Source organism: Shewanella sp. VK101 (assembly GCF_056497865.1).
Map to the genome: position 1 here is coordinate 4455068 of NZ_CM151402.1, position 25925 is coordinate 4480992.

Genomic DNA, 25925 nt, shown 5'->3' on the forward strand with positions numbered 1-25925 from the left:
TGTCACACATTTGACAGCCTCAGTTTCAACCTCAGACTTAATAATTAATACCTTTAGCTGACGCTCGTGGGCACAGAGTGACCTTGCCGTCAGTATTTGCGTGCAAAGGAGTATGAGTTATGGGCGTCGCAATCAGTAAGCAAGACGCGGTTGTCACCAATTTGGTTGGGCAACTCAAGGCCAAGGACGAAAATGGCAATATCCGCGATTTGAGTATCGGGGATCTCATCCGCAATGGTGAAGAGATCATCTTCACCGCAAACGATACCTTCACTATCGAATATGCCGATGGTACAAGGCTGACAGAGCAAAATGCACAGCCCAGCGCTCAACCTCAGCCGGATAGCGCGGCCGCAGATGTCGCCCAATTCGCCAACAGTGGAGTCGATGCCGAGATAGCCGCACTGCAGGCTCAGATACTTGCTGGTGACGACCCTACCGCAAATCTGCCTGCTACCGCAGCCGGGGCCGGAACAGCCGGTAACCAAGGTGATTTCGGCTATGTTGCCGTAGACAGAGACGGATCTGAGTTATTGGCCAGCGCAGGCTACGACACCAGTGGCTTTGACCAAACCGCCATTACCACTCAAGAAGAAATACTGCTTGAGGACCTTCCCCTGACAGGCCCCACGCTCAATAGCGGCGCTGCCACACTCTCAGATGCCAACCTGCCAACAGGAACCACTCCATCACCCACAGCCTTGACCCAAACCGGTAACTTGAGCTTTAGTGCCGCGGCCGGCGTGGCAAGCTTGACCCTGGATGGGGTTTCCATTGTCTCAGGCGGAGTTTTTAATGGCCCTGTCAGTATCAATACCGAATACGGCGTGCTCACCATCAACGCCGTTGACCTGATAAACGGCAATATCAGCTACAGCTTTACCCTCAATTCCGCGGTTGACCACAGTTCAAGTGATGACTTCTCCCGGCTTTCAACCTGATATTGACCGATCTAGAAGGAAACAGTGTCGGTAATACCCTTACCATCTCGGTACTGGATGACGCTCCAAGCGGTCAGGACGACATCAACAGTGTAGATGAAGACTCACTACTGGCCATTAGCGGCAATCTGCTCGACAACGATGTTCAGGGCGGCGATACCGCACAGGTAACAGCCGCTGGCAGTGGCGGCAACCTTGATAATGCCGTATCCAATCAAAGCCAGGTTTCAGGCAGCTACGGCCTGCTGACCCTCAATGCCGATGGCAGTTACAACTATCAAATCAATTCTGCAGCACAAGCTGTTCAGGCGCTCGCTCAGGGAGAATCCCTGACGGAAGTCTTCTCTTATCTGCTGACCGATGCCGATGGTGATACCAGCGTCCAGACCTTGACTATCACTATCACTGGCACCAACGATGTGCCCGTGATCAGCACACCCCAGCCGGGTGAGGCCGATGGTACTGTGCGAGAAGCCGGCCAGTTCGATGACGGCAGCATAGACCCAGGTACCCCGGGTGTCAGTGGCCAACTCAGCGCCAGCGATGTGGACAACGGTGCCGTGCTTATTTGGTCCGGCAGTGCCGACAGCCCACTTGGCAGCTTCAGCATAGATGCCGCCACCGGCGCCTGGAATTATCAGCTCGATAACGCTGCAGCCGAAGGCCTGCTGGAAGGCGAAATTCGCACCGAAACCTTCTCTGTTACTGTAACTGATGAGTTTGGCGCCAGCGCCGAGCAACTGGTCACTATTACCATCATAGGCACCAATGACGCCCCTATTCTCAGCGCTGACGCAAGTGGCGCCGTCATTGAAGATCTTGATGTCATCAATGGTATGCTCAGCGACAGCGGCTGCCTGAGCTTCACCGATGTCGACATCAACGACAGCCACAGTGTCAGCAGCAGCTACAATGGCGATGCGAGCTGGAGCGGCGGTGCCCTGGAGCAAGCCACCCAGGATGCGCTGGTGGCCGGCTTTAGCGCCGACAACTCCGGCTGGAGCTATGACATCGCCAACAGCCTGGTGCAGTTCCTCGCCGTCGGCGAAACCATCACCTTGAGCTTCACACTAACAGTCACCGATGCCTTTGGCGCCAGTGATTCACAACCCGTCACTCTGACCATCACCGGCACCAATGATGCGCCAGTGCTGAGCATCGATATGAGCGGCGCGGTCACCGAGGATGTTGATGTTATCAACGGCATGCTCAGCGACAGCGGCGATTTGAGCTTCACCGATGTTGACATCAACGACAGCCACAGCGTCGGCAGCAGCTATAACGGCGATGTACTCTGGAGCGGCGGCGCCCTGGATCAAGCCACCCAGGATGCGCTGGCGGCCGGCTTCAGTGTCGACAACGCCGGCTGGAGCTATGACATCGCCAACAGCCTGGTGCAGTTCCTCGCCGTTGGCGAGACCATCACCTTGAGCTTTGATGTCACGGTCGATGACGGCAACGGCGGCACCGATACCGATACCGATACCGTCACTGTGACCATCACCGGCACCAATGACGCACCTGTGCTGAGCATCGATATGAGCGGCGCGGTCACCGAGGATGTCGATGTCATCAATGGCATGCTCAGCGACAGCGGCGATTTGAGCTTCACCGATGTCGATATCAACGACAGCCACAGCGTCGGCAGCAGTTATAACGGCGATGTACTCTGGAGCGGCGGCGCCCTGGATCAAGCCACCCAGGATGCGCTGGCGGCCGGCTTCAGTGTCGACAACGCCGGCTGGAGCTATGACATTGCCAACAGCCTGGTGCAGTTTCTCGCCGTCGGCGAGACCATCACCTTGAGCTTTGATGTCACGGTCGATGACGGCAACGGCGGCATCGATACCGACACCGTCGCGGTGACCATCACCGGCACCAATGATGCACCGGTGCTGAGCATCGATATGAGCGGCGCGGTCACCGAGGATGTCGATGTTATCAATGGCATGCTCAGCGACAGCGGCGATTTGAGCTTCAGCGATGTCGATATCAACGACAGCCACAGCGTCGGCAGCAGCTATAACGGCGATGTACTCTGGAGCGGCGGCGCCCTGGATCAAGCCACCCAGGATGCACTGGCAGCCGGCTTCAGTGTCGACAACGCCGGCTGGAGCTATGACATTGCCAACAGCCTGGTGCAGTTCCTCGCCGTCGGCGAAACCATCACCCTGAGCTTTGATGTCACGGTCGATGACGGCAACGGCGGCACCGACACTGAAACCGTGACTATCACCATCAATGGTACCAACGACCCGGTTGAAGGCGAATTTGCCAAAGAGATCTGGGTTCCGGCCTCCCTGTTACAACTCTCGGATCCTTATCTTGCCGGCTATCCGCTAAACATTGATGTACCGAGCGATGTAGATGCCACTGATGACATTAGCATCACAAACCTGAGCCTTGAGTTTATCGATCCGGGGGAAACCGCCGAGATAGGCTCCATTTGGTATTGGGATGAAGACATCCAGATGCTGGTGCAGTATGACTTTAACAATCCTGAGGCCTTATCCGCCACAGAGTTGGGCAGTCTGGTCTATATGCCGGGGGATAACGGTGACATAGAGGAACAACTGGATATTTCTCTGACCTTCACAGTCAACTCAGGTACAGATCAGGTTGATGGCGACTTCATCATCCATGCTGTGCCTGGTAACAGCTTGGGAGGGGAAAGTGTCACCATAGGTGATGGTTCATCGCCTTTGACCTCAGGGAATGATCAAGATGCTGTCCTCAGTATCAGTGGCGGATTCGCCGATGCCATTAATTTAGATCCAGCCAATGGTAGCCTGGATCTGTTTACCGATTACCAGAAATCGCCCTTTGCCATTCCAATTCCAGGAGATGAGAGAGACATTGACACTACCGCGGGCAGCAAGCGGGAAACAGAGGTCTCAGTCAGGCTTACCATTAATGGCATAACCTTCATAGTGCTGTTGGCAGATCCCGTCGATAGCGTAGAACAGACTTGGTTCTATGATGCGGATTCAGGCTTGATGAAGGCCAGTATTGGCTACGATCAGATAGTGCAAGAATCGGATAACTCAGTAACTCTCGCCGACTACCTGACTTTGAATCCGGCCCAAGCAGGCGATCTATGGACCATTACTTACTTCGACAATGATGGAGGCAGTTATCAGGCCAGGTATGTACAAGCTGTATTTACTCACGAGCTGCTACCTGATGATGCCATTACGGTAACAGGAACCGACGACATAGATAATCTCATCTTTGGTAGCACTCAAAGTGACTCGCTCACCGGGGCAAACCAAAGCGATGAAATTGTCGGTCGCGAAGGAAATGACACCATCTATGGTCTGGAAGGTGATGACCAACTACTGGGTGGCGCCGGCAATGACTACATCTTTGGCGGTACAGGTGCCGACTATCTGGTTGGCGGCCCCGGCAGTGATCGCTTGGATGCCGGCATAGACAATGACAGAGATATATTGATCTGGGATGCAGGGTCTGCAGATGGCAGCACTGATGAAGTCTATAACTTCGACCCTAACACAGATGCACTGGATTTATCAGACATCTTGGTCAATGAAGAAAACGGGGTTTTGGATGATTACCTGGACTTCAGCTTCGTGGGTGGCAACACCATCATAAGCGTCGACACAACAGGTGCCGGAGGGGACAGTGTCACCATAGTTCTCAATGGTGTGGATCTGTCCGCAGAGTATGGAACTACAGATGAAGGTGTGATTATTCAATCCCTTATCTCCGACGGTGCATTGTTGGTCACTCAACCTGTTGTTCAGGCTTCTTTTCCTGAGCCTAACTATACTTATTCATCCGAGGAACAATTAATTCCCTAACCTTAAGCAATAATTTTTTCAATAGAATCAACAGGAGCCGCAGGCTCCTGTTTTTTTATTAATCAACACCAAAAAATATTTCTTTTAAATCAGCAAATTAACAAATTTGCAAATAGCGTCAAAAAATTGACCTTTGAAAACAATTAATCTAAAATCGCACCCAAGAGATTTACACTATTTGCCAACTTGCAACCCAAACCTATTGGGCTGCAACTTTATTGATACGGATATTGCAAGCGCCGGGGGCGGGACATGAAAGCACTTATCACTACACAAGATGGTCAAGTTAAGACTTTGAATGGCAAGGCTTATGTCATGTCAAATGGCCAGCAAGTGCCACTACAACAGGGCGACTTCGTCGCGCAGGGAAGCGAAGTTTTTGTCGATAATGATGCACAAATAGAGCTCTTGCTCAGTGACGGAAGCAGTCTTGGAAGTGAAGCTGAAGTCCCTCAGGAAGCGTTGCAAAGTGCCGATTCTGCAACAGATTCTGAAATTGCTCAGCTACAGGCCCTTATCGCTGCGGGAGAAGATCCAACCGCTTCATTGCCTGATACTGCTGCCGGTGGAGCTCAAGGGAATGAGGGGACGTCCGGCTTTGTTTCCTTGGCAAGAAGTGGGGCAGAAACTCTGGCTGCCAGTGGCTACGATTCAGTGGGCGTCGAAGCTGATGCCATTACACTGCAAGATGGCTTGTCACAAAACACCTTCGAGTTGACTCAAGTTGCTCCCAGCACTGTAACCTTGTTGGCACCAACCCAAGTCAACGAGGGTGGCAGCATTACCTACACTGCTGTTGTAGACAATGCTCCTCTGGAAAGTGATTTGGTTCTGACTTTGTCCAACGGCGCGACTATAGTGATCCCTGTTGGCCAAACTTCAGGCAGCGTTACCGTCGACGCCCCCAGCGATGATGTCTACTTGGACAGTGAAGTACTGAATGTCGGTGTCACTGAGTCCCAGGGCGGCAACTACGAAAACCTGGACCTCGGCAATAGTGTCGATACTCAGGTCAATGACACCATAGATACCACCACGGTAACCCTGACTGCCCCGGTGCAGGTCAATGAAGGCGGCCAGATCACCTATACCGCCACGGTCAATAATGCCCCCGAAACTGACTTGGTACTGACCCTGTCCAACGGCGCCAGCATCACCATTGCGGCCGGTCAAACCTCCGGCACCGTGACCGTTGATGCACCGACTGATGATGTCTATCAGGACGGTGAAACCCTCACGGTCGGCATCACCGACGCCCAAGGCGGCAATTACGAAAACCTGGACACCAGCGACACCGCCTCGACCCAGGTCAATGACACCATAGATACCACCACGGTCACCCTGACCGCCCCGGCAGAAGTGAATGAAGGCGGCCAGATCACCTATACCGCCACGGTCAATAATGCCCCCGAAACTGACTTGGTACTGACCCTGTCCAACGGCGCCAGCATCACCATTACGGCAGGTCAGACGTCCGGCACCGTGACCGTTGATGCACCGACTGATGATGTCTATCAGGACGGTGAAACCCTCACGGTCGGTATCACCGACGCCCAGGGCGGCAACTATGAAGAGCTGAACCTCGGCAATAGTGTCGATACTCAGGTCAATGACACCATAGATACCACCACGGTCACCCTGACCGCCCCGGCTGAAGTGAATGAAGGCGGCCAGATCACCTATACCGCCACGGTCAATAATGCACCTGAAACCGACCTGGTACTGACCCTGTCCAACGGCGCCAGCATCACCATTGCGGCAGGTCAGACGTCCGGCACCGTGACCGTTGATGCTCCCAGCGATGATGTATTTGTTGATGCGGAAACTCTGACCGTAGGTATAGATAGTGCACAAGGTGGTAATTTTGAAAACCTGGATACCAGTGACACAGCTTCCACACTGGTAAATGACACTACCGACACAGTTTTTGCCCAGATCAGCGTAGACAAAACCAGTGTCGCTGAAGGTGGTGAAATCACTTATACAGTGACTTTGGTCGATGCCAACGGTAACCCGGTAACCCTTCCTAGTGGTGCTTCGGTTACCCTTGCACTTGATTGGAGTGGTACAGCATCTGCGGCAGATGTTGATAATTTACCTCCAAGCGTGACCATTACCGGTGATAGCCAGCAAAGCTTTACGGTTAATACCATTAACGATGGTGTCTATGAAAATAGCGAAAATCTAAGCGTCGCCATTAGTGGTGTTACTGACGTCGATAATAGCCTTGAACAACTGGAGATAGGCAGCAACAACAGCGCCGACACTACCATTCTTGATGCCCAGGATGCGCCTGTGGTCGGCATCGTCGCCGAGCAAAGCAGTGTCACCGAGGGTGAGACCGCCGCCTTCACCGTCAGCATCGACCAGGTGGCCGACGAGGATGTGGTGGTCAACTTCACCTACTCCGGCGTGGCCGAGGACGGCAGCGACTTCACCGGCGTTGCCAGTGTCACCATTCCCGCCGGCAGCACCAGTGTGCCGCTGGATATCAGCACCATTAACGACGGTATCTATGAAGGCGCCGAAGACTTCACCGTCACCATTAACAGTGTCAACGGTGCCGATGCCAGCATTGGTGCCAACAACAGCGCCGACACCACTATTCTCGATGCCCAGGATGCGCCTGTGGTCGGCATCGTCGCCGATCAAAGCAGTGTCACCGAGGGTGAGACTGCCGCCTTCACCGTCAGCATCGACCAGGTGGCCGACGAGGATGTGGTAGTCAACTTCACCTACTCCGGCGTGGCCGAGGACGGCAGCGACTTCACCGGCGTCGCCAGTGTCACCATTCCGGCCGGCAGCACCAGTGTGCCGCTGGATATCAGCACCATTAACGACGGTATCTATGAAGGCGCCGAAGACTTCACCGTCACCATTAACAGTGTCAACGGTGCCGATGCCAGCATTGGTGCCAACAACAGCGCCGACACCACTATTCTTGACGCCCAGGATGCGCCTGTGGTCGGCATCGTCGCCGATCAAAGCAGTGTCACCGAGGGTGAGACCGCCGCCTTCACCGTCAGCATCGACCAGGTGGCCGACGAGGATGTGGTAGTCAACTTCACCTACTCCGGCGTGGCCGAGGACGGCAGCGACTTCACCGGCGTCGCCAGTGTCACCATTCCCGCCGGCAGCACCAGTGTGCCGCTGGATATCAGCACCATTAACGACGGTATCTATGAAGGCGCCGAAGACTTCACCGTCACCATCGACAGTGTCAGCGGTGCCGATGCGACTATCAGTCCTACCGAGAGCAGCGCCGACACCACCATTCTTGACGCCCAGGATGCGCCTGTGGTCGGCATCGTCGCCGATCAAAGCAGCGTCACCGAGGGTGAGACTGCCGCCTTCACCGTCAGCATCGACCAGGTGGCCGACGAGGATGTGGTAGTCAACTTCACCTACTCCGGCGTGGCCGAGGACGGCAGCGACTTCACCGGCGTTGCCAGTGTCACCATTCCCGCCGGCAGCACCAGTGTGCCGCTGGATATCAGCACCATTAACGACGGTATCTATGAAGGCGCCGAAGACTTCACCGTCACCATTAACAGTGTCAACGGTGCCGATGCCAGCATTGGTGCCAACAACAGCGCCGACACCACTATTCTCGATGCCCAGGATGCGCCTGTGGTCGGCATCGTCGCCGATCAAAGCAGTGTCACCGAGGGTGAGACCGCCGCCTTCACCGTCAGCATCGACCAGGTGGCCGACGAGGATGTGGTAGTCAACTTCACCTACTCCGGCGTGGCCGAGGACGGCAGCGACTTCACCGGCGTCGCCAGTGTCACCATTCCCGCCGGCAGCACCAGTGTGCCGCTGGATATCAGCACCATTAACGACGGTATCTATGAAGGCGCCGAAGACTTCACCGTCACCATCGACAGTGTCAGCGGTGCCGATGCGACTATCAGTCCTACCGAGAGCAGCGCCGACACTACCATTCTTGACGCCCAGGATGCGCCTGTGGTCGGCATCGTCGCCGATCAAAGCAGCGTCACCGAGGGTGAGACTGCCGCCTTCACCGTCAGCATCGACCAGGTGGCCGACGAGGATGTGGTGGTCAACTTCACCTACTCCGGCGTGGCCGAGGACGGCAGCGACTTCACCGGCGTCGCCAGTGTCACCATTCCGGCCGGCAGCACCAGTGTGCCGCTGGATATCAGCACCATTAACGACGGTATCTATGAAGGCGCCGAAGACTTCACCGTCACCATTAACAGTGTCAACGGTGCCGATGCCAGCATTGGTGCCAACAACAGCGCCGACACCACTATTCTTGACGCCCAGGATGCGCCTGTGGTCGGCATCGTCGCCGATCAAAGCAGTGTCACCGAGGGTGAGACCGCCGCCTTCACCGTCAGCATCGACCAGGTGGCCGACGAGGATGTGGTAGTCAACTTCACCTACTCCGGCGTGGCCGAGGACGGCAGCGACTTCACCGGCGTCGCCAGTGTCACCATTCCCGCCGGCAGCACCAGTGTGCCGCTGGATATCAGCACCATTAACGACGGTATCTATGAAGGCGCCGAAGACTTCACCGTCACCATCGACAGTGTCAGCGGTGCCGATGCGACTATCAGTCCTACCGAGAGCAGCGCCGACACCACCATTCTTGACGCCCAGGATGCGCCTGTGGTCGGCATCGTCGCCGATCAAAGCAGTGTCACCGAGGGTGAGACTGCCGCCTTCACCGTCAGCATCGACCAGGTGGCCGACGAGGATGTGGTAGTCAACTTCACCTACTCCGGCGTGGCCGAGGACGGCAGCGACTTCACCGGCGTTGCCAGTGTCACCATTCCGGCCGGCAGCACCAGTGTGCCGCTGGATATCAGCACCATTAACGACGGTATCTATGAAGGCGCCGAAGACTTCACCGTCACCATTGACAGTGTCAGCGGAGCCGATGCCAGCATTGGTGCCAACAACAGCGCCGACACCACTATTCTCGATGCCCAGGATGCGCCTGTGGTCGGCATCGTCGCCGATCAAAGCAGTGTCACCGAGGGTGAGACTGCCGCCTTCACCGTCAGCATCGACCAGGTGGCCGACGAGGATGTGGTAGTCAACTTCACCTACTCCGGCGTGGCCGAGGACGGCAGCGACTTCACCGGCGTCGCCAGTGTCACCATTCCGGCCGGCAGCACCAGTGTGCCGCTGGATATCAGCACCATTAACGACGGTATCTATGAAGGCGCCGAAGACTTCACCGTCACCATCGACAGTGTCAGCGGTGCCGATGCGACTATCAGTCCTACCGAGAGCAGCGCCGACACTACCATTCTCGACGCCCAGGATGCGCCTGTGGTCGGCATCGTCGCCGATCAAAGCAGCGTCACCGAGGGTGAGACTGCCGCCTTCACCGTCAGCATCGACCAGGTGGCCGACGAGGATGTGGTAGTCAACTTCACCTACTCCGGCGTGGCCGAGGACGGCAGCGACTTCACCGGCGTCGCCAGTGTCACCATTCCGGCCGGCAGCACCAGTGTGCCGCTGGATATCAGCACCATTAACGACGGTATCTATGAAGGCGCCGAAGACTTCACCGTCACCATCGACAGTGTCAGCGGTGCCGATGCGACTATCAGTCCTACCGAGAGCAGCGCCGACACTACCATTCTCGACGCCCAGGATGCGCCTGTGGTCGGCATCGTCGCCGATCAAAGCAGCGTCACCGAGGGTGAGACTGCCGCCTTCACCGTCAGCATCGACCAGGTGGCCGACGAGGATGTGGTAGTCAACTTCACCTACTCCGGCGTGGCCGAGGACGGCAGCGACTTCACCGGCGTCGCCAGTGTCACCATTCCCGCCGGCAGCACCAGTGTGCCGCTGGATATCAGCACCATTAACGACGGTATCTATGAAGGCGCCGAAGACTTCACCGTCACCATCGACAGTGTCAGCGGTGCCGATGCGACTATCAGTCCTACCGAGAGCAGCGCCGACACCACCATTCTTGACGCCCAGGATGCGCCTGTGGTCGGCATCGTCGCCGATCAAAGCAGCGTCACCGAGGGTGAGACTGCCGCCTTCACCGTCAGCATCGACCAGGTGGCCGACGAGGATGTGGTAGTCAACTTCACCTACTCCGGCGTGGCCGAGGACGGCAGCGACTTCACCGGCGTCGCCAGTGTCACCATTCCCGCCGGCAGCACCAGTGTGCCGCTGGATATCAGCACCATTAACGACGGTATCTATGAAGGCGCCGAAGACTTCACCGTCACCATTAACAGTGTCAGCGGTGCCGATGCGACTATCAGTCCTACCGAGAGCAGCGCCGACACTACCATTCTTGACGCCCAGGATGCGCCTGTGGTCGGCATCGTCGCCGATCAAAGCAGCGTCACCGAGGGTGAGACTGCCGCCTTCACCGTCAGCATCGACCAGGTGGCCGACGAGGATGTGGTAGTCAACTTCACCTACTCCGGCGTGGCCGAGGACGGCAGCGACTTCACCGGCGTTGCCAGTGTCACCATTCCCGCCGGCAGCACCAGTGTGCCGCTGGATATCAGCACCATTAACGACGGTATCTATGAAGGCGCCGAAGACTTCACCGTCACCATTAACAGTGTCAGCGGTGCCGATGCGACTATCAGTCCTACCGAGAGCAGCGCCGACACTACCATTCTTGACGCCCAGGATGCGCCTGTGGTCGGCATCGTCGCCGATCAAAGCAGTGTCACCGAGGGTGAGACTGCCGCCTTCACCGTCAGCATCGACCAGGTGGCCGACGAGGATGTGGTAGTCAACTTCACCTACTCCGGCGTGGCCGAGGACGGCAGCGACTTCACCGGCGTCGCCAGTGTCACCATTCCGGCCGGCAGCACCAGTGTGCCGCTGGATATCAGCACCATTAACGACGGTATCTATGAAGGCGCCGAAGACTTCACCGTCACCATCGACAGTGTCAGCGGTGCCGATGCGACTATCAGTCCTACCGAGAGCAGCGCCGACACTACCATTCTCGACGCCCAGGATGCGCCTGTGGTCGGCATCGTCGCCGATCAAAGCAGCGTCACCGAGGGTGAGACTGCCGCCTTCACCGTCAGCATCGACCAGGTGGCCGACGAGGATGTGGTAGTCAACTTCACCTACTCCGGCGTGGCCGAGGACGGCAGCGACTTCACCGGCGTCGCCAGTGTCACCATTCCGGCCGGCAGCACCAGTGTGCCGCTGGATATCAGCACCATTAACGACGGTATCTATGAAGGCGCCGAAGACTTCACCGTCACCATCGACAGTGTCAGCGGTGCCGATGCGACTATCAGTCCTACCGAGAGCAGCGCCGACACTACCATTCTCGACGCCCAGGATGCGCCTGTGGTCGGCATCGTCGCCGATCAAAGCAGCGTCACCGAGGGTGAGACTGCCGCCTTCACCGTCAGCATCGACCAGGTGGCCGACGAGGATGTGGTAGTCAACTTCACCTACTCCGGCGTGGCCGAGGACGGCAGCGACTTCACCGGCGTCGCCAGTGTCACCATTCCGGCCGGCAGCACCAGTGTGCCGCTGGATATCAGCACCATTAACGACGGTATCTATGAAGGCGCCGAAGACTTCACCGTCACCATTAACAGTGTCAACGGTGCCGATGCCAGCATTGGTGCCAACAACAGCGCCGACACCACTATTCTTGACGCCCAGGATGCGCCTGTGGTCGGCATCGTCGCCGATCAAAGCAGTGTCACCGAGGGTGAGACCGCCGCCTTCACCGTCAGCATCGACCAGGTGGCCGACGAGGATGTGGTAGTCAACTTCACCTACTCCGGCGTGGCCGAGGACGGCAGCGACTTCACCGGCGTCGCCAGTGTCACCATTCCCGCCGGCAGCACCAGTGTGCCGCTGGATATCAGCACCATTAACGACGGTATCTATGAAGGCGCCGAAGACTTCACCGTCACCATCGACAGTGTCAGCGGTGCCGATGCGACTATCAGTCCTACCGAGAGCAGCGCCGACACCACTATTCTCGATGCCCAGGATGCGCCTGTGGTCGGCATCGTCGCCGATCAAAGCAGTGTCACCGAGGGTGAGACCGCCGCCTTCACCGTCAGCATCGACCAGGTGGCCGACGAGGATGTGGTAGTCAACTTCACCTACTCCGGCGTGGCCGAGGACGGCAGCGACTTCACCGGCGTCGCCAGTGTCACCATTCCCGCCGGCAGCACCAGTGTGCCGCTGGATATCAGCACCATTAACGACGGTATCTATGAAGGCGCCGAAGACTTCACCGTCACCATCGACAGTGTCAGCGGTGCCGATGCGACTATCAGTCCTACCGAGAGCAGCGCCGACACCACCATTCTTGACGCCCAGGATGCGCCTGTGGTCGGCATCGTCGCCGATCAAAGCAGTGTCACCGAGGGTGAGACTGCCGCCTTCACCGTCAGCATCGACCAGGTGGCCGACGAGGATGTGGTAGTCAACTTCACCTACTCCGGCGTGGCCGAGGACGGCAGCGACTTCACCGGCGTCGCCAGTGTCACCATTCCCGCCGGCAGCACCAGTGTGCCGCTGGATATCAGCACCATTAACGACGGTATCTATGAAGGCGCCGAAGACTTCACCGTCACCATTAACAGTGTCAGCGGTGCCGATGCGACTATCAGTCCTACCGAGAGCAGCGCCGACACTACCATTCTTGACGCCCAGGATGCGCCTGTGGTCGGCATCGTCGCCGATCAAAGCAGCGTCACCGAGGGTGAGACTGCCGCCTTCACCGTCAGCATCGACCAGGTGGCCGACGAGGATGTGGTAGTCAACTTCACCTACTCCGGCGTGGCCGAGGACGGCAGCGACTTCACCGGCGTCGCCAGTGTCACCATTCCCGCCGGCAGCACCAGTGTGCCGCTGGATATCAGCACCATTAACGACGGTATCTATGAAGGCGCCGAAGACTTCACCGTCACCATTAACAGTGTCAGCGGTGCCGATGCGACTATCAGTCCTACCGAGAGCAGCGCCGACACTACCATTCTTGACGCCCAGGATGCGCCTGTGGTCGGCATCGTCGCCGATCAAAGCAGCGTCACCGAGGGTGAGACTGCCGCCTTCACCGTCAGCATCGACCAGGTGGCCGACGAGGATGTGGTAGTCAACTTCACCTACTCCGGCGTGGCCGAGGACGGCAGCGACTTCACCGGCGTTGCCAGTGTCACCATTCCCGCCGGCAGCACCAGTGTGCCGCTGGATATCAGCACCATTAACGACGGTATCTATGAAGGCGCCGAAGACTTCACCGTCACCATTAACAGTGTCAGCGGTGCCGATGCGACTATCAGTCCTACCGAGAGCAGCGCCGACACTACCATTCTTGACGCCCAGGATGCGCCTGTGGTCGGCATCGTCGCCGATCAAAGCAGTGTCACCGAGGGTGAGACTGCCGCCTTCACCGTCAGCATCGACCAGGTGGCCGACGAGGATGTGGTAGTCAACTTCACCTACTCCGGCGTGGCCGAGGACGGCAGCGACTTCACCGGCGTCGCCAGTGTCACCATTCCGGCCGGCAGCACCAGTGTGCCGCTGGATATCAGCACCATTAACGACGGTATCTATGAAGGCGCCGAAGACTTCACCGTCACCATCGACAGTGTCAGCGGTGCCGATGCGACTATCAGTCCTACCGAGAGCAGCGCCGACACTACCATTCTCGACGCCCAGGATGCGCCTGTGGTCGGCATCGTCGCCGATCAAAGCAGCGTCACCGAGGGTGAGACTGCCGCCTTCACCGTCAGCATCGACCAGGTGGCCGACGAGGATGTGGTAGTCAACTTCACCTACTCCGGCGTGGCCGAGGACGGCAGCGACTTCACCGGCGTCGCCAGTGTCACCATTCCGGCCGGCAGCACCAGTGTGCCGCTGGATATCAGCACCATTAACGACGGTATCTATGAAGGCGCCGAAGACTTCACCGTCACCATCGACAGTGTCAGCGGTGCCGATGCGACTATCAGTCCTACCGAGAGCAGCGCCGACACTACCATTCTCGACGCCCAGGATGCGCCTGTGGTCGGCATCGTCGCCGATCAAAGCAGCGTCACCGAGGGTGAGACTGCCGCCTTCACCGTCAGCATCGACCAGGTGGCCGACGAGGATGTGGTAGTCAACTTCACCTACTCCGGCGTGGCCGAGGACGGCAGCGACTTCACCGGCGTCGCCAGTGTCACCATTCCGGCCGGCAGCACCAGTGTGCCGCTGGATATCAGCACCATTAACGACGGTATCTATGAAGGCGCCGAAGACTTCACCGTCACCATTAACAGTGTCAACGGTGCCGATGCCAGCATTGGTGCCAACAACAGCGCCGACACCACTATTCTTGACGCCCAGGATGCGCCTGTGGTCGGCATCGTCGCCGATCAAAGCAGTGTCACCGAGGGTGAGACCGCCGCCTTCACCGTCAGCATCGACCAGGTGGCCGACGAGGATGTGGTAGTCAACTTCACCTACTCCGGCGTGGCCGAGGACGGCAGCGACTTCACCGGCGTCGCCAGTGTCACCATTCCCGCCGGCAGCACCAGTGTGCCGCTGGATATCAGCACCATTAACGACGGTATCTATGAAGGCGCCGAAGACTTCACCGTCACCATCGACAGTGTCAGCGGTGCCGATGCGACTATCAGTCCTACCGAGAGCAGCGCCGACACCACTATTCTCGATGCCCAGGATGCGCCTGTGGTCGGCATCGTCGCCGATCAAAGCAGTGTCACCGAGGGTGAGACCGCCGCCTTCACCGTCAGCATCGACCAGGTGGCCGACGAGGATGTGGTAGTCAACTTCACCTACTCCGGCGTGGCCGAGGACGGCAGCGACTTCACCGGCGTCGCCAGTGTCACCATTCCCGCCGGCAGCACCAGTGTGCCGCTGGATATCAGCACCATTAACGACGGTATCTATGAAGGCGCCGAAGACTTCACCGTCACCATCGACAGTGTCAGCGGTGCCGATGCGACTATCAGTCCTACCGAGAGCAGCGCCGACACCACCATTCTTGACGCCCAGGATGCGCCTGTGGTCGGCATCGTCGCCGATCAAAGCAGTGTCACCGAGGGTGAGACTGCCGCCTTCACCGTCAGCATCGACCAGGTGGCCGACGAGGATGTGGTAGTCAACTTCACCTACTCCGGCGTGGCCGAGGACGGCAGCGACTTCACCGGCGTCGCCAGTGTCACCATTCCCGCCGGCAGCACCAGTGTGCCGCTGGATATCAGCACCATTAACGACGGTATCTATGAAGGCGCCGAAGACTTCACCGTCACCATTAACAGTGTCAGCGGTGCCGATGCGACTATCAGTCCTACCGAGAGCAGCGCCGACACTACCATTCTTGACGCCCAGGATGCGCCTGTGGTCGGCATCGTCGCCGATCAAAGCAGCGTCACCGAGGGTGAGACTGCCGCCTTCACCGTCAGCATCGACCAGGTGGCCGACGAGGATGTGGTGGTCAACTTCACTTACTCCGGCGTGGCCGAGGACGGCAGCGACTTCACCGGCGTCGCCAGTGTCACCATTCCCGCCGGCAGCACCAGTGTGCCGCTGGATATCAGCACCATTAACGACGGTATCTATGAAGGCGCCGAAGACTTCACCGTCACCATTAACAGTGTCAGCGGTGCCGATGCGACTATCAGTCCTACCGAGAGCAGCGCCGACACTACCATTCTTGACGCCCAGGATGCGCCTGTGGTCGGCATCGTCGCCGATCAAAGCAGCGTCACCGAGGGTGAGACTGCCGCCTTCACCGTCAGCATCGACCAGGTGGCCGACGAGGATGTGGTAGTCAACTTCACCTACTCCGGCGTGGCCGAGGACGGCAGCGACTTCACCGGCGTCGCCAGTGTCACCATTCCCGCCGGCAGCACCAGTGTGCCGCTGGATATCAGCACCATTAACGACGGTATCTATGAAGGCGCCGAAGACTTCACCGTCACCATTGACAGTGTCAGCGGAGCCGATGCCAGCATTGGTGCCAACAACAGCGCCGACACCACTATTCTCGATGCCCAGGATGCGCCTGTGGTCGGCATCGTCGCCGATCAAAGCAGTGTCACCGAGGGTGAGACCGCCGCCTTCACCGTCAGCATCGACCAGGTGGCCGACGAGGATGTGGTAGTCAACTTCACCTACTCCGGCGTGGCCGAGGACGGCAGCGACTTCACCGGCGTCGCCAGTGTCACCATTCCCGCCGGCAGCACCAGTGTGCCGCTGGATATCAGCACCATTAACGACGGTATCTATGAAGGCGCCGAAGACTTCACCGTCACCATCGACAGTGTCAGCGGTGCCGATGCGACTATCAGTCCTACCGAGAGCAGCGCCGACACTACCATTCTCGACGCCCAGGATGCGCCTGTGGTCGGCATCGTCGCCGATCAAAGCAGCGTCACCGAGGGTGAGACTGCCGCCTTCACCGTCAGCATCGACCAGGTGGCCGACGAGGATGTGGTAGTCAACTTCACCTACTCCGGCGTGGCCGAGGACGGCAGCGACTTCACCGGCGTCGCCAGTGTCACCATTCCGGCCGGCAGCACCAGTGTGCCGCTGGATATCAGCACCATTAACGACGGTATCTATGAAGGCGCCGAAGACTTCACCGTCACCATCGACAGTGTCAGCGGTGCCGATGCGACTATCAGTCCTACCGAGAGCAGCGCCGACACCACCATTCTTGACGCCCAGGATGCGCCTGTGGTCGGCATCGTCGCCGATCAAAGCAGTGTCACCGAGGGTGAGACCGCCGCCTTCACCGTCAGCATCGACCAGGTGGCCGACGAGGATGTGGTGGTCAACTTCACCTACTCCGGCGTGGCCGAGGACGGCAGCGACTTCACCGGCGTCGCCAGTGTCACCATTCCGGCCGGCAGCACCAGTGTGCCGCTGGATATCAGCACCATTAACGACGGTATCTATGAAGGCGCCGAAGACTTCACCGTCACCATTAACAGTGTCAGCGGTGCCGATGCGACTATCAGTCCTACCGAGAGCAGCGCCGACACTACCATTCTTGACGCCCAGGATGCGCCTGTGGTCGGCATCGTCGCCGATCAAAGCAGCGTCACCGAGGGTGAGACTGCCGCCTTCACCGTCAGCATCGACCAGGTGGCCGACGAGGATGTGGTGGTCAACTTCACCTACTCCGGCGTGGCCGAGGACGGCAGCGACTTCACCGGCGTCGCCAGTGTCACCATTCCGGCCGGCAGCACCAGTGTGCCGCTGGATATCAGCACCATTAACGACGGTATCTATGAAGGCGCCGAAGACTTCACCGTCACCATTGACAGTGTCAGCGGAGCCGATGCGACTATCAGTCCTACCGAGAGCAGCGCCGACACCACCATTCTTGACGCCCAGGATGCGCCTGTGGTCGGCATCGTCGCCGATCAAAGCAGCGTCACCGAGGGTGAGACTGCCGCCTTCACCGTCAGCATCGACCAGGTGGCCGACGAAGATGTGGTGGTCAACTTCACTTACTCCGGCGTGGCCGAGGACGGCAGCGACTTCACCGGCGTTGCCAGTGTCACCATTCCCGCCGGCAGCACCAGTGTGCCGCTGGATATCAGCACCATTAACGACGGTATCTATGAAGGCGCCGAAGACTTCACCGTCACCATTAACAGTGTCAACGGTGCCGATGCCAGCATTGGTGCCAACAACAGCGCCGACACCACTATTCTCGATGCCCAGGATGCGCCTGTGGTCGGCATCGTCGCCGATCAAAGCAGTGTCACCGAGGGTGAGACTGCCGCCTTCACCGTCAGCATCGACCAGGTGGCCGACGAGGATGTGGTAGTCAACTTCACCTACTCCGGCGTGGCCGAGGACGGCAGCGACTTCACCGGCGTTGCCAGTGTCACCATTCCCGCCGGCAGCACCAGTGTGCCGCTGGATATCAGCACCATTAACGACGGTATCTATGAAGGCGCCGAAGACTTCACCGTCACCATCGACAGTGTCAGCGGTGCCGATGCGACTATCAGTCCTACCGAGAGCAGCGCCGACACCACCATTCTTGACGCCCAGGATGCGCCTGTGGTCGGCATCGTCGCCGATCAAAGCAGCGTCACCGAGGGTGAGACTGCCGCCTTCACCGTCAGCATCGACCAGGTGGCCGACGAGGATGTGGTAGTCAACTTCACCTACTCCGGCGTGGCCGAGGACGGCAGCGACTTCACCGGCGTCGCCAGTGTCACCATTCCCGCCGGCAGCACCAGTGTGCCGCTGGATATCAGCACCATTAACGACGGTATCTATGAAGGCGCCGAAGACTTCACCGTCACCATTAACAGTGTCAGCGGTGCCGATGCGACTATCAGTCCTACCGAGAGCAGCGCCGACACTACCATTCTTGACGCCCAGGATGCGCCTGTGGTCGGCATCGTCGCCGATCAAAGCAGCGTCACCGAGGGTGAGACTGCCGCCTTCACCGTCAGCATCGACCAGGTGGCCGACGAGGATGTGGTAGTCAACTTCACCTACTCCGGCGTGGCCGAGGACGGCAGCGACTTCACCGGCGTTGCCAGTGTCACCATTCCCGCCGGCAGCACCAGTGTGCCGCTGGATATCAGCACCATTAACGACGGTATCTATGAAGGCGCCGAAGACTTCACCGTCACCATTAACAGTGTCAGCGGTGCCGATGCGACTATCAGTCCTACCGAGAGCAGCGCCGACACTACCATTCTTGACGCCCAGGATGCGCCTGTGGTCGGCATCGTCGCCGATCAAAGCAGTGTCACCGAGGGTGAGACTGCCGCCTTCACCGTCAGCATCGACCAGGTGGCCGACGAGGATGTGGTAGTCAACTTCACCTACTCCGGCGTGGCCGAGGACGGCAGCGACTTCACCGGCGTCGCCAGTGTCACCATTCCGGCCGGCAGCACCAGTGTGCCGCTGGATATCAGCACCATTAACGACGGTATCTATGAAGGCGCCGAAGACTTCACCGTCACCATCGACAGTGTCAGCGGTGCCGATGCGACTATCAGTCCTACCGAGAGCAGCGCCGACACTACCATTCTCGACGCCCAGGATGCGCCTGTGGTCGGCATCGTCGCCGATCAAAGCAGCGTCACCGAGGGTGAGACTGCCGCCTTCACCGTCAGCATCGACCAGGTGGCCGACGAGGATGTGGTAGTCAACTTCACCTACTCCGGCGTGGCCGAGGACGGCAGCGACTTCACCGGCGTCGCCAGTGTCACCATTCCGGCCGGCAGCACCAGTGTGCCGCTGGATATCAGCACCATTAACGACGGTATCTATGAAGGCGCCGAAGACTTCACCGTCACCATCGACAGTGTCAGCGGTGCCGATGCGACTATCAGTCCTACCGAGAGCAGCGCCGACACTACCATTCTCGACGCCCAGGATGCGCCTGTGGTCGGCATCGTCGCCGATCAAAGCAGCGTCACCGAGGGTGAGACTGCCGCCTTCACCGTCAGCATCGACCAGGTGGCCGACGAGGATGTGGTAGTCAACTTCACCTACTCCGGCGTGGCCGAGGACGGCAGCGACTTCACCGGCGTCGCCAGTGTCACCATTCCGGCCGGCAGCACCAGTGTGCCGCTGGATATCAGCACCATTAACGACGGTATCTATGAAGGCGCCGAAGACTTCACCGTCACCATTAACAGTGTCAACGGTGCCGATGCCAGCATTGGTGCCAACAACAGCGCCGACACCACTATTCTTGATGCCCAGGATGCGCCTGTGGTCGGCATCGTCGCCGATCAAAGCAGTGTCACCGAGGGTGAGACCGCCGCCTTCACCGTCAGCATCGACCAGGTGGCCGACGAGGATGTGGTAGTCAACTTCACCTACTCCGGCGTGGCCGAGGACGGCAGCGACTTCACCGGCGTCGCCAGTGTCACCATTCCGGCCGGCAGCACCAGTGTGCCGCTGGATATCAGCACCATTAACGACGGTATCTATGAAGGCGCCGAAGACTTCACCGTCACCATTGACAGTGTCAGCGGAGCCGATGCCAGCATTGGTGCCAACAACAGCGCCGACACCACTATTCTTGATGCCCAGGATGCGCCTGTGGTCGGCATCGTCGCCGATCAAAGCAGTGTCACCGAGGGTGAGACCGCCGCCTTCACCGTCAGCATCGACCAGGTGGCCGACGAGGATGTGGTAGTCAACTTCACCTACTCCGGCGTGGCCGAGGACGGCAGCGACTTCACCGGCGTCGCCAGTGTCACCATTCCGGCCGGCAGCACCAGTGTGCCGCTGGATATCAGCACCATTAACGACGGTATCTATGAAGGCGCCGAAGACTTCACCGTCACCATTGACAGTGTCAGCGGAGCCGATGCCAGCATTGGTGCCAACAACAGCGCCGACACCACTATTCTCGATGCCCAGGATGCGCCTGTGGTCGGCATCGTCGCCGATCAAAGCAGTGTCACCGAGGGTGAGACCGCCGCCTTCACCGTCAGCATCGACCAGGTGGCCGACGAGGATGTGGTAGTCAACTTCACCTACTCCGGCGTGGCCGAGGACGGCAGCGACTTCACCGGCGTCGCCAGTGTCACCATTCCGGCCGGCAGCACCAGTGTGCCGCTGGATATCAGCACCATTAACGACGGTATCTATGAAGGCGCCGAAGACTTCACCGTCACCATTAACAGTGTCAGCGGTGCCGATGCGACTATCAGTCCTACCGAGAGCAGCGCCGACACTACCATTCTTGACGCCCAGGATGCGCCTGTGGTCGGCATCGTCGCCGATCAAAGCAGCGTCACCGAGGGTGAGACTGCCGCCTTCACCGTCAGCATCGACCAGGTGGCCGACGAGGATGTGGTAGTCAACTTCACCTACTCCGGCGTGGCCGAGGACGGCAGCGACTTCACCGGCGTCGCCAGTGTCACCATTCCCGCCGGCAGCACCAGTGTGCCGCTGGATATCAGCACCATTAACGACGGTATCTATGAAGGCGCCGAAGACTTCACCGTCACCATTAACAGTGTCAGCGGTGCCGATGCGACTATAAGTCCTACCGAGAGCAGCGCCGACACTACCATTCTCGACGCCCAGGATGCGCCTGTGGTCGGCATCGTCGCCGATCAAAGCAGCGTCACCGAGGGTGAGACTGCCGCCTTCACCGTCAGCATCGACCAGGTGGCCGACGAGGATGTGGTAGTCAACTTCACCTACTCCGGCGTGGCCGAGGACGGCAGCGACTTCACCGGCGTCGCCAGTGTCACCATTCCCGCCGGCAGCACCAGTGTGCCGCTGGATATCAGCACCATTAACGACGGTATCTATGAAGGCGCCGAAGACTTCACCGTCACCATTAACAGTGTCAGCGGTGCCGATGCGACTATAAGTCCTACCGAGAGCAGCGCCGACACCACCATTCTCGATGCCCAGGATGCGCCTGTGGTCGGCATCGTCGCCGATCAAAGCAGCGTCACCGAGGGTGAGACTGCCGCCTTCACCGTCAGCATCGACCAGGTGGCCGACGAAGATGTGGTGGTCAACTTCACTTACTCCGGCGTGGCCGAGGACGGCAGCGACTTCACCGGCGTTGCCAGTGTCACCATTCCCGCCGGCAGCACCAGTGTGCCGCTGGATATCAGCACCATTAACGACGGTATCTATGAAGGCGCCGAAGACTTCACCGTCACCATCGACAGTGTCAGCGGTGCCGATGCGACTATCAGTCCTACCGAGAGCAGCGCCGACACCACTATTCTCGATGCCCAGGATGCGCCTGTGGTCGGCATCGTCGCCGATCAAAGCAGTGTCACCGAGGGTGAGACCGCCGCCTTCACCGTCAGCATCGACCAGGTGGCCGACGAGGATGTGGTAGTCAACTTCACCTACTCCGGCGTGGCCGAGGACGGCAGCGACTTCACCGGCGTCGCCAGTGTCACCATTCCCGCCGGCAGCACCAGTGTGCCGCTGGATATCAGCACCATTAACGACGGTATCTATGAAGGCGCCGAAGACTTCACCGTCACCATTGACAGTGTCAACGGTGCCGATGCGACTATCAGTCCTACCGAGAGCAGCGCCGACACCACCATTCTCGATGCCCAGAACCCACCAAGCATAGGTAACATCACCAATGTTGCCGTATCTGAAGAGGGGCTGACCGATGGTCTGCCAGATGATGTAGGCGACACAGATACAACAGATGCAGTGATAGCCAACGGTACCATTGAGCTGCAAGATCCTGACAACGATGAGCTGGAAGTTACGCTTAGCGGCCCATCTGGTGTAACCTCCGGAGGCGTTGATGTAACCTGGAGTTGGGATGCCAGTACTCAGACCTTGACAGGCTCTGCCGGTTCTACTGTGGTGATGACCATATCGCTCTCAGCTCCTGCGGGTAACAGCAGTGGTACTTGGGGTTATGAGGTCACACTGCATGCTCCGCTGGATCATCCTGTAGCCAATGTTGAAGATGTGCTCAATTTGAACTTTGGTATTGATGTCGCAGATGGTTCAGGAGCGACAGATTCAAGTTCATTCCAAGTTACAGTCGAAGATGATGCGCCTTACATGCCTGATACAGCTCCGGTAACGGCTACGGTAACCGATATTCCGGATACTCTCATAGGCGCCTTCGATCTGACAGGTTACACAGGTAATAGAGGGGAACTGGACTTTAATGGTTTCACCATCACTGCCAGAGGTTTTACCTCATCTACCGACCACACTCTGACCTCGGCAAATATTAACGGCAGCAGTTCAGGCATAGGGGTTGCCAGTGTTGGCTCGCCATACCACAACATAGCCAACGAAGTAGATTTCCGTGAATTTGCTGATGGCACCGGCGTTTCTGAAGAAGTCATCATAGATCTGGATCCCAACACCCTGGCGTTCGGCATGAAGATAGAGTTTGCCAACATCTTCGGAGGTGAGCTTGAAAGCGGTGTGGTTGAGTTCTGGCGTGATGGCCAACTTATATCGACCCAAACCTTCAGCTCTGATGCCGGTAACGGTGACTATGCGGCTGACTTTAACGTGCAGGATGGTGGCTTTGATAGAGTTGTTATCAAGGCAACCGACAACGGCACAGCCCCCAGCCATGGAGACAACAGTGACTTCACGATTTCCTCGATAGAATTCACTGGTACAGGCAATGCCCCGGCAATCGCCTATGCTTCCGGTGAAGTAACGGCCCAATGGGGCGCTGATGGCCAAGGCAGCCTTGCATTGGCAGGTGTGACCGACACGTCCCTGGTTACCGCCAGCGGGGAAGCCGTTGAAGTGACCCTTTCAGGCAATACTTTGCTGGGCCAAACAGACTCGGGCGACTTGGTCTTTAAGCTGGAATTCACCCCTGGTACAGGCCACTGGGACTTCTATCAGTACCAGACCATGCAGGGCACCGAAGACGGCGACCTGGACTTTGCAGTAACGGTAACCGATGCCGATGGTGACTCTTACACCGGCAATATTGCGGTGGTGCCTGTATTTAACTATCAGGTCACTGAAGCGGGTCCAGGCGATCAAACGGTCAATTTGGGTAACGCCGAAGATATCGTTATCGGCGACCTGGATGGCACAGTCGTGGTTCCCGGGCAGGATTACAATATCGCCTTTATGGTCGATAGCTCGGGGAGTATCAACACCAGCACACTTAATACCATGAAGTCCCAGTTGGCACAGGTATTTGAAACTCTCAAAGACAGTGCAGGTGGTGAGCAAAGCGGCACCGTGAAAATATTCTTGGTCGATTTTGATACTCATGCCAAGGGCAGCATCAGTGTAGATCTCAATGACCCCAATGCATTGAGCACTCTTCAGAATGCCCTGAATGACATGAGCAGCGGTGGCGGCACCAACTATGAGGATGTCTTCACCACCACAGCCAACTGGTTCGCCAATGGCGATGCTCAAGATAATAGCGGTGCCACTAACCTGGCCTTCTTTATCACTGACGGCAAACCAACTTACTACAACGCCAATGCCGGTGGGAACCCGAAGATCTACGACACATGGTGGAGTGGTAATGATCGTAGCTTGTCACAAGTCATTGGCGCCGCCTACGTATTCGGCCAAGTCTATACCGTTAACGGACATGTAGTAATTGACGAAAGCGGTAACGTGTTCAGTGTAGAAGACTTTAACAACGTGAGCAGAAGCCCAGTTGGAGCCATGCGACCCGATGCCCAAGGTAACTATGATTACTATGCCTTGGCTGGTACCGGCAGCAGTACCAATTCGGACACTACGGCGAATTCCGAAGCTGGTTTTGCTCTACTCTCTGGCCTGGGTGTCACGGTTGAAGCCATAGGAATGGGCTCCAATATCGATGAGGATGACCTGCAGTCTTACGATACAGATGGCAACGTCCAGACCAACATCGATGCCGATGAACTTGCCGACGCTATTCTCGGCAATGAAATCACCAATATGCCTGGCTCAGATACCTTGGATGGCGGTGCGGGTAACGACATCATCTTCGGTGACGTGATTCGCTTTGATGGTATTCAAGGTCAGGGTTACAACGCGCTCAAAGCCTTTATTGCCGGCGAGTTGGGCCAAAGTGATGTGACCGATGCTGAAATTCACAACTATATCAGCGAGCATTCAAACCTCTTTGATAAGTCAAGCGCCAACGACAAGGGTGATATCATCCGCGGCGGTGACGGAAGCGATATTCTGTTTGGCCAAGGCGGTAATGATGAACTCTACGGCGGCAATGGTAATGACATGCTGTTCGGTGGTAATGGCAACGACCTGCTGGTTGGCGGCAATGGTGATGATTGGCTCACCGGTGGCCAAGGCGTAGATACCTTCAGCTGGAAAGCGGGTGAAACCGGCACCGACCATATCACTGACTTTGAGCTCAACAAAGATCAGCTGAACCTCAGTGATCTGCTGTTGGGTGAAGAGCACAACTCACTGGAGCAATATTTCGAATTCAGTGTTGCTGATGGCAATACCACTATCTCGATCGATGCAGATCTGGATGGTGAATTCGATCAGCACATAGTGCTCGACGGTGTCGACCTGTTTGCGACATACGGCAGTGATGAAAGCGACATTATCAATGGCTTACTGGGGAACAGTGGCGATGGTCCTCTGATTGTCGACACTCAATCGGGTAACCCTGGTTCCTCCTATGTCAGTCAAACCAGCTCCAGTGGGCTGGATGAGCAAAAAACGCTGGATTCAGTGTTTTAAAAGCTCTGTTGTTTGAATGCTA

The 25925-nt window shown here is 57.8% G+C and carries 3 protein-coding genes; all 3 read left to right on the forward strand.

Annotated elements, in window-relative coordinates:
• The first annotated feature begins 119 nt into the window (after positions 1-119).
• The 3 genes from ACSHSR_RS19850 to ACSHSR_RS19860 all read left to right on the forward strand — a co-directional run bounded on the left by ACSHSR_RS19850 (position 120) and on the right by ACSHSR_RS19860 (position 25903).
• Positions 120-941: a retention module-containing protein gene (locus tag ACSHSR_RS19850; protein WP_071238617.1), complete on the forward strand. Its 822-nt coding sequence runs from the start codon at positions 120-122 to the stop codon at positions 939-941.
• A 2-nt stretch (positions 942-943) separates the two neighbouring features.
• Positions 944-4762, forward strand: coding sequence for a VCBS domain-containing protein (locus ACSHSR_RS19855; protein ID WP_479631074.1), 3819 nt, complete (start codon positions 944-946; stop codon positions 4760-4762).
• A 252-nt stretch (positions 4763-5014) separates the two neighbouring features.
• Complete coding sequence (locus ACSHSR_RS19860) at positions 5015-25903, forward strand: Calx-beta domain-containing protein (protein WP_479631075.1); 20889 nt, start codon at positions 5015-5017, stop codon at positions 25901-25903.
• Positions 25904-25925 lie beyond the last annotated feature (22 nt).

What these genes read in the sequence shown, in the direction of transcription:
- ACSHSR_RS19850 (WP_071238617.1), top strand. Translation starts at nt 120, where the DNA reads ATGGGCGTCGCAATCAGTAAGCAAGACGCGGTTGTCACCAATTTGGTT.
- ACSHSR_RS19860 (WP_479631075.1), top strand. Translation starts at nt 5,015, where the DNA reads ATGAAAGCACTTATCACTACACAAGATGGTCAAGTTAAGACTTTGAAT.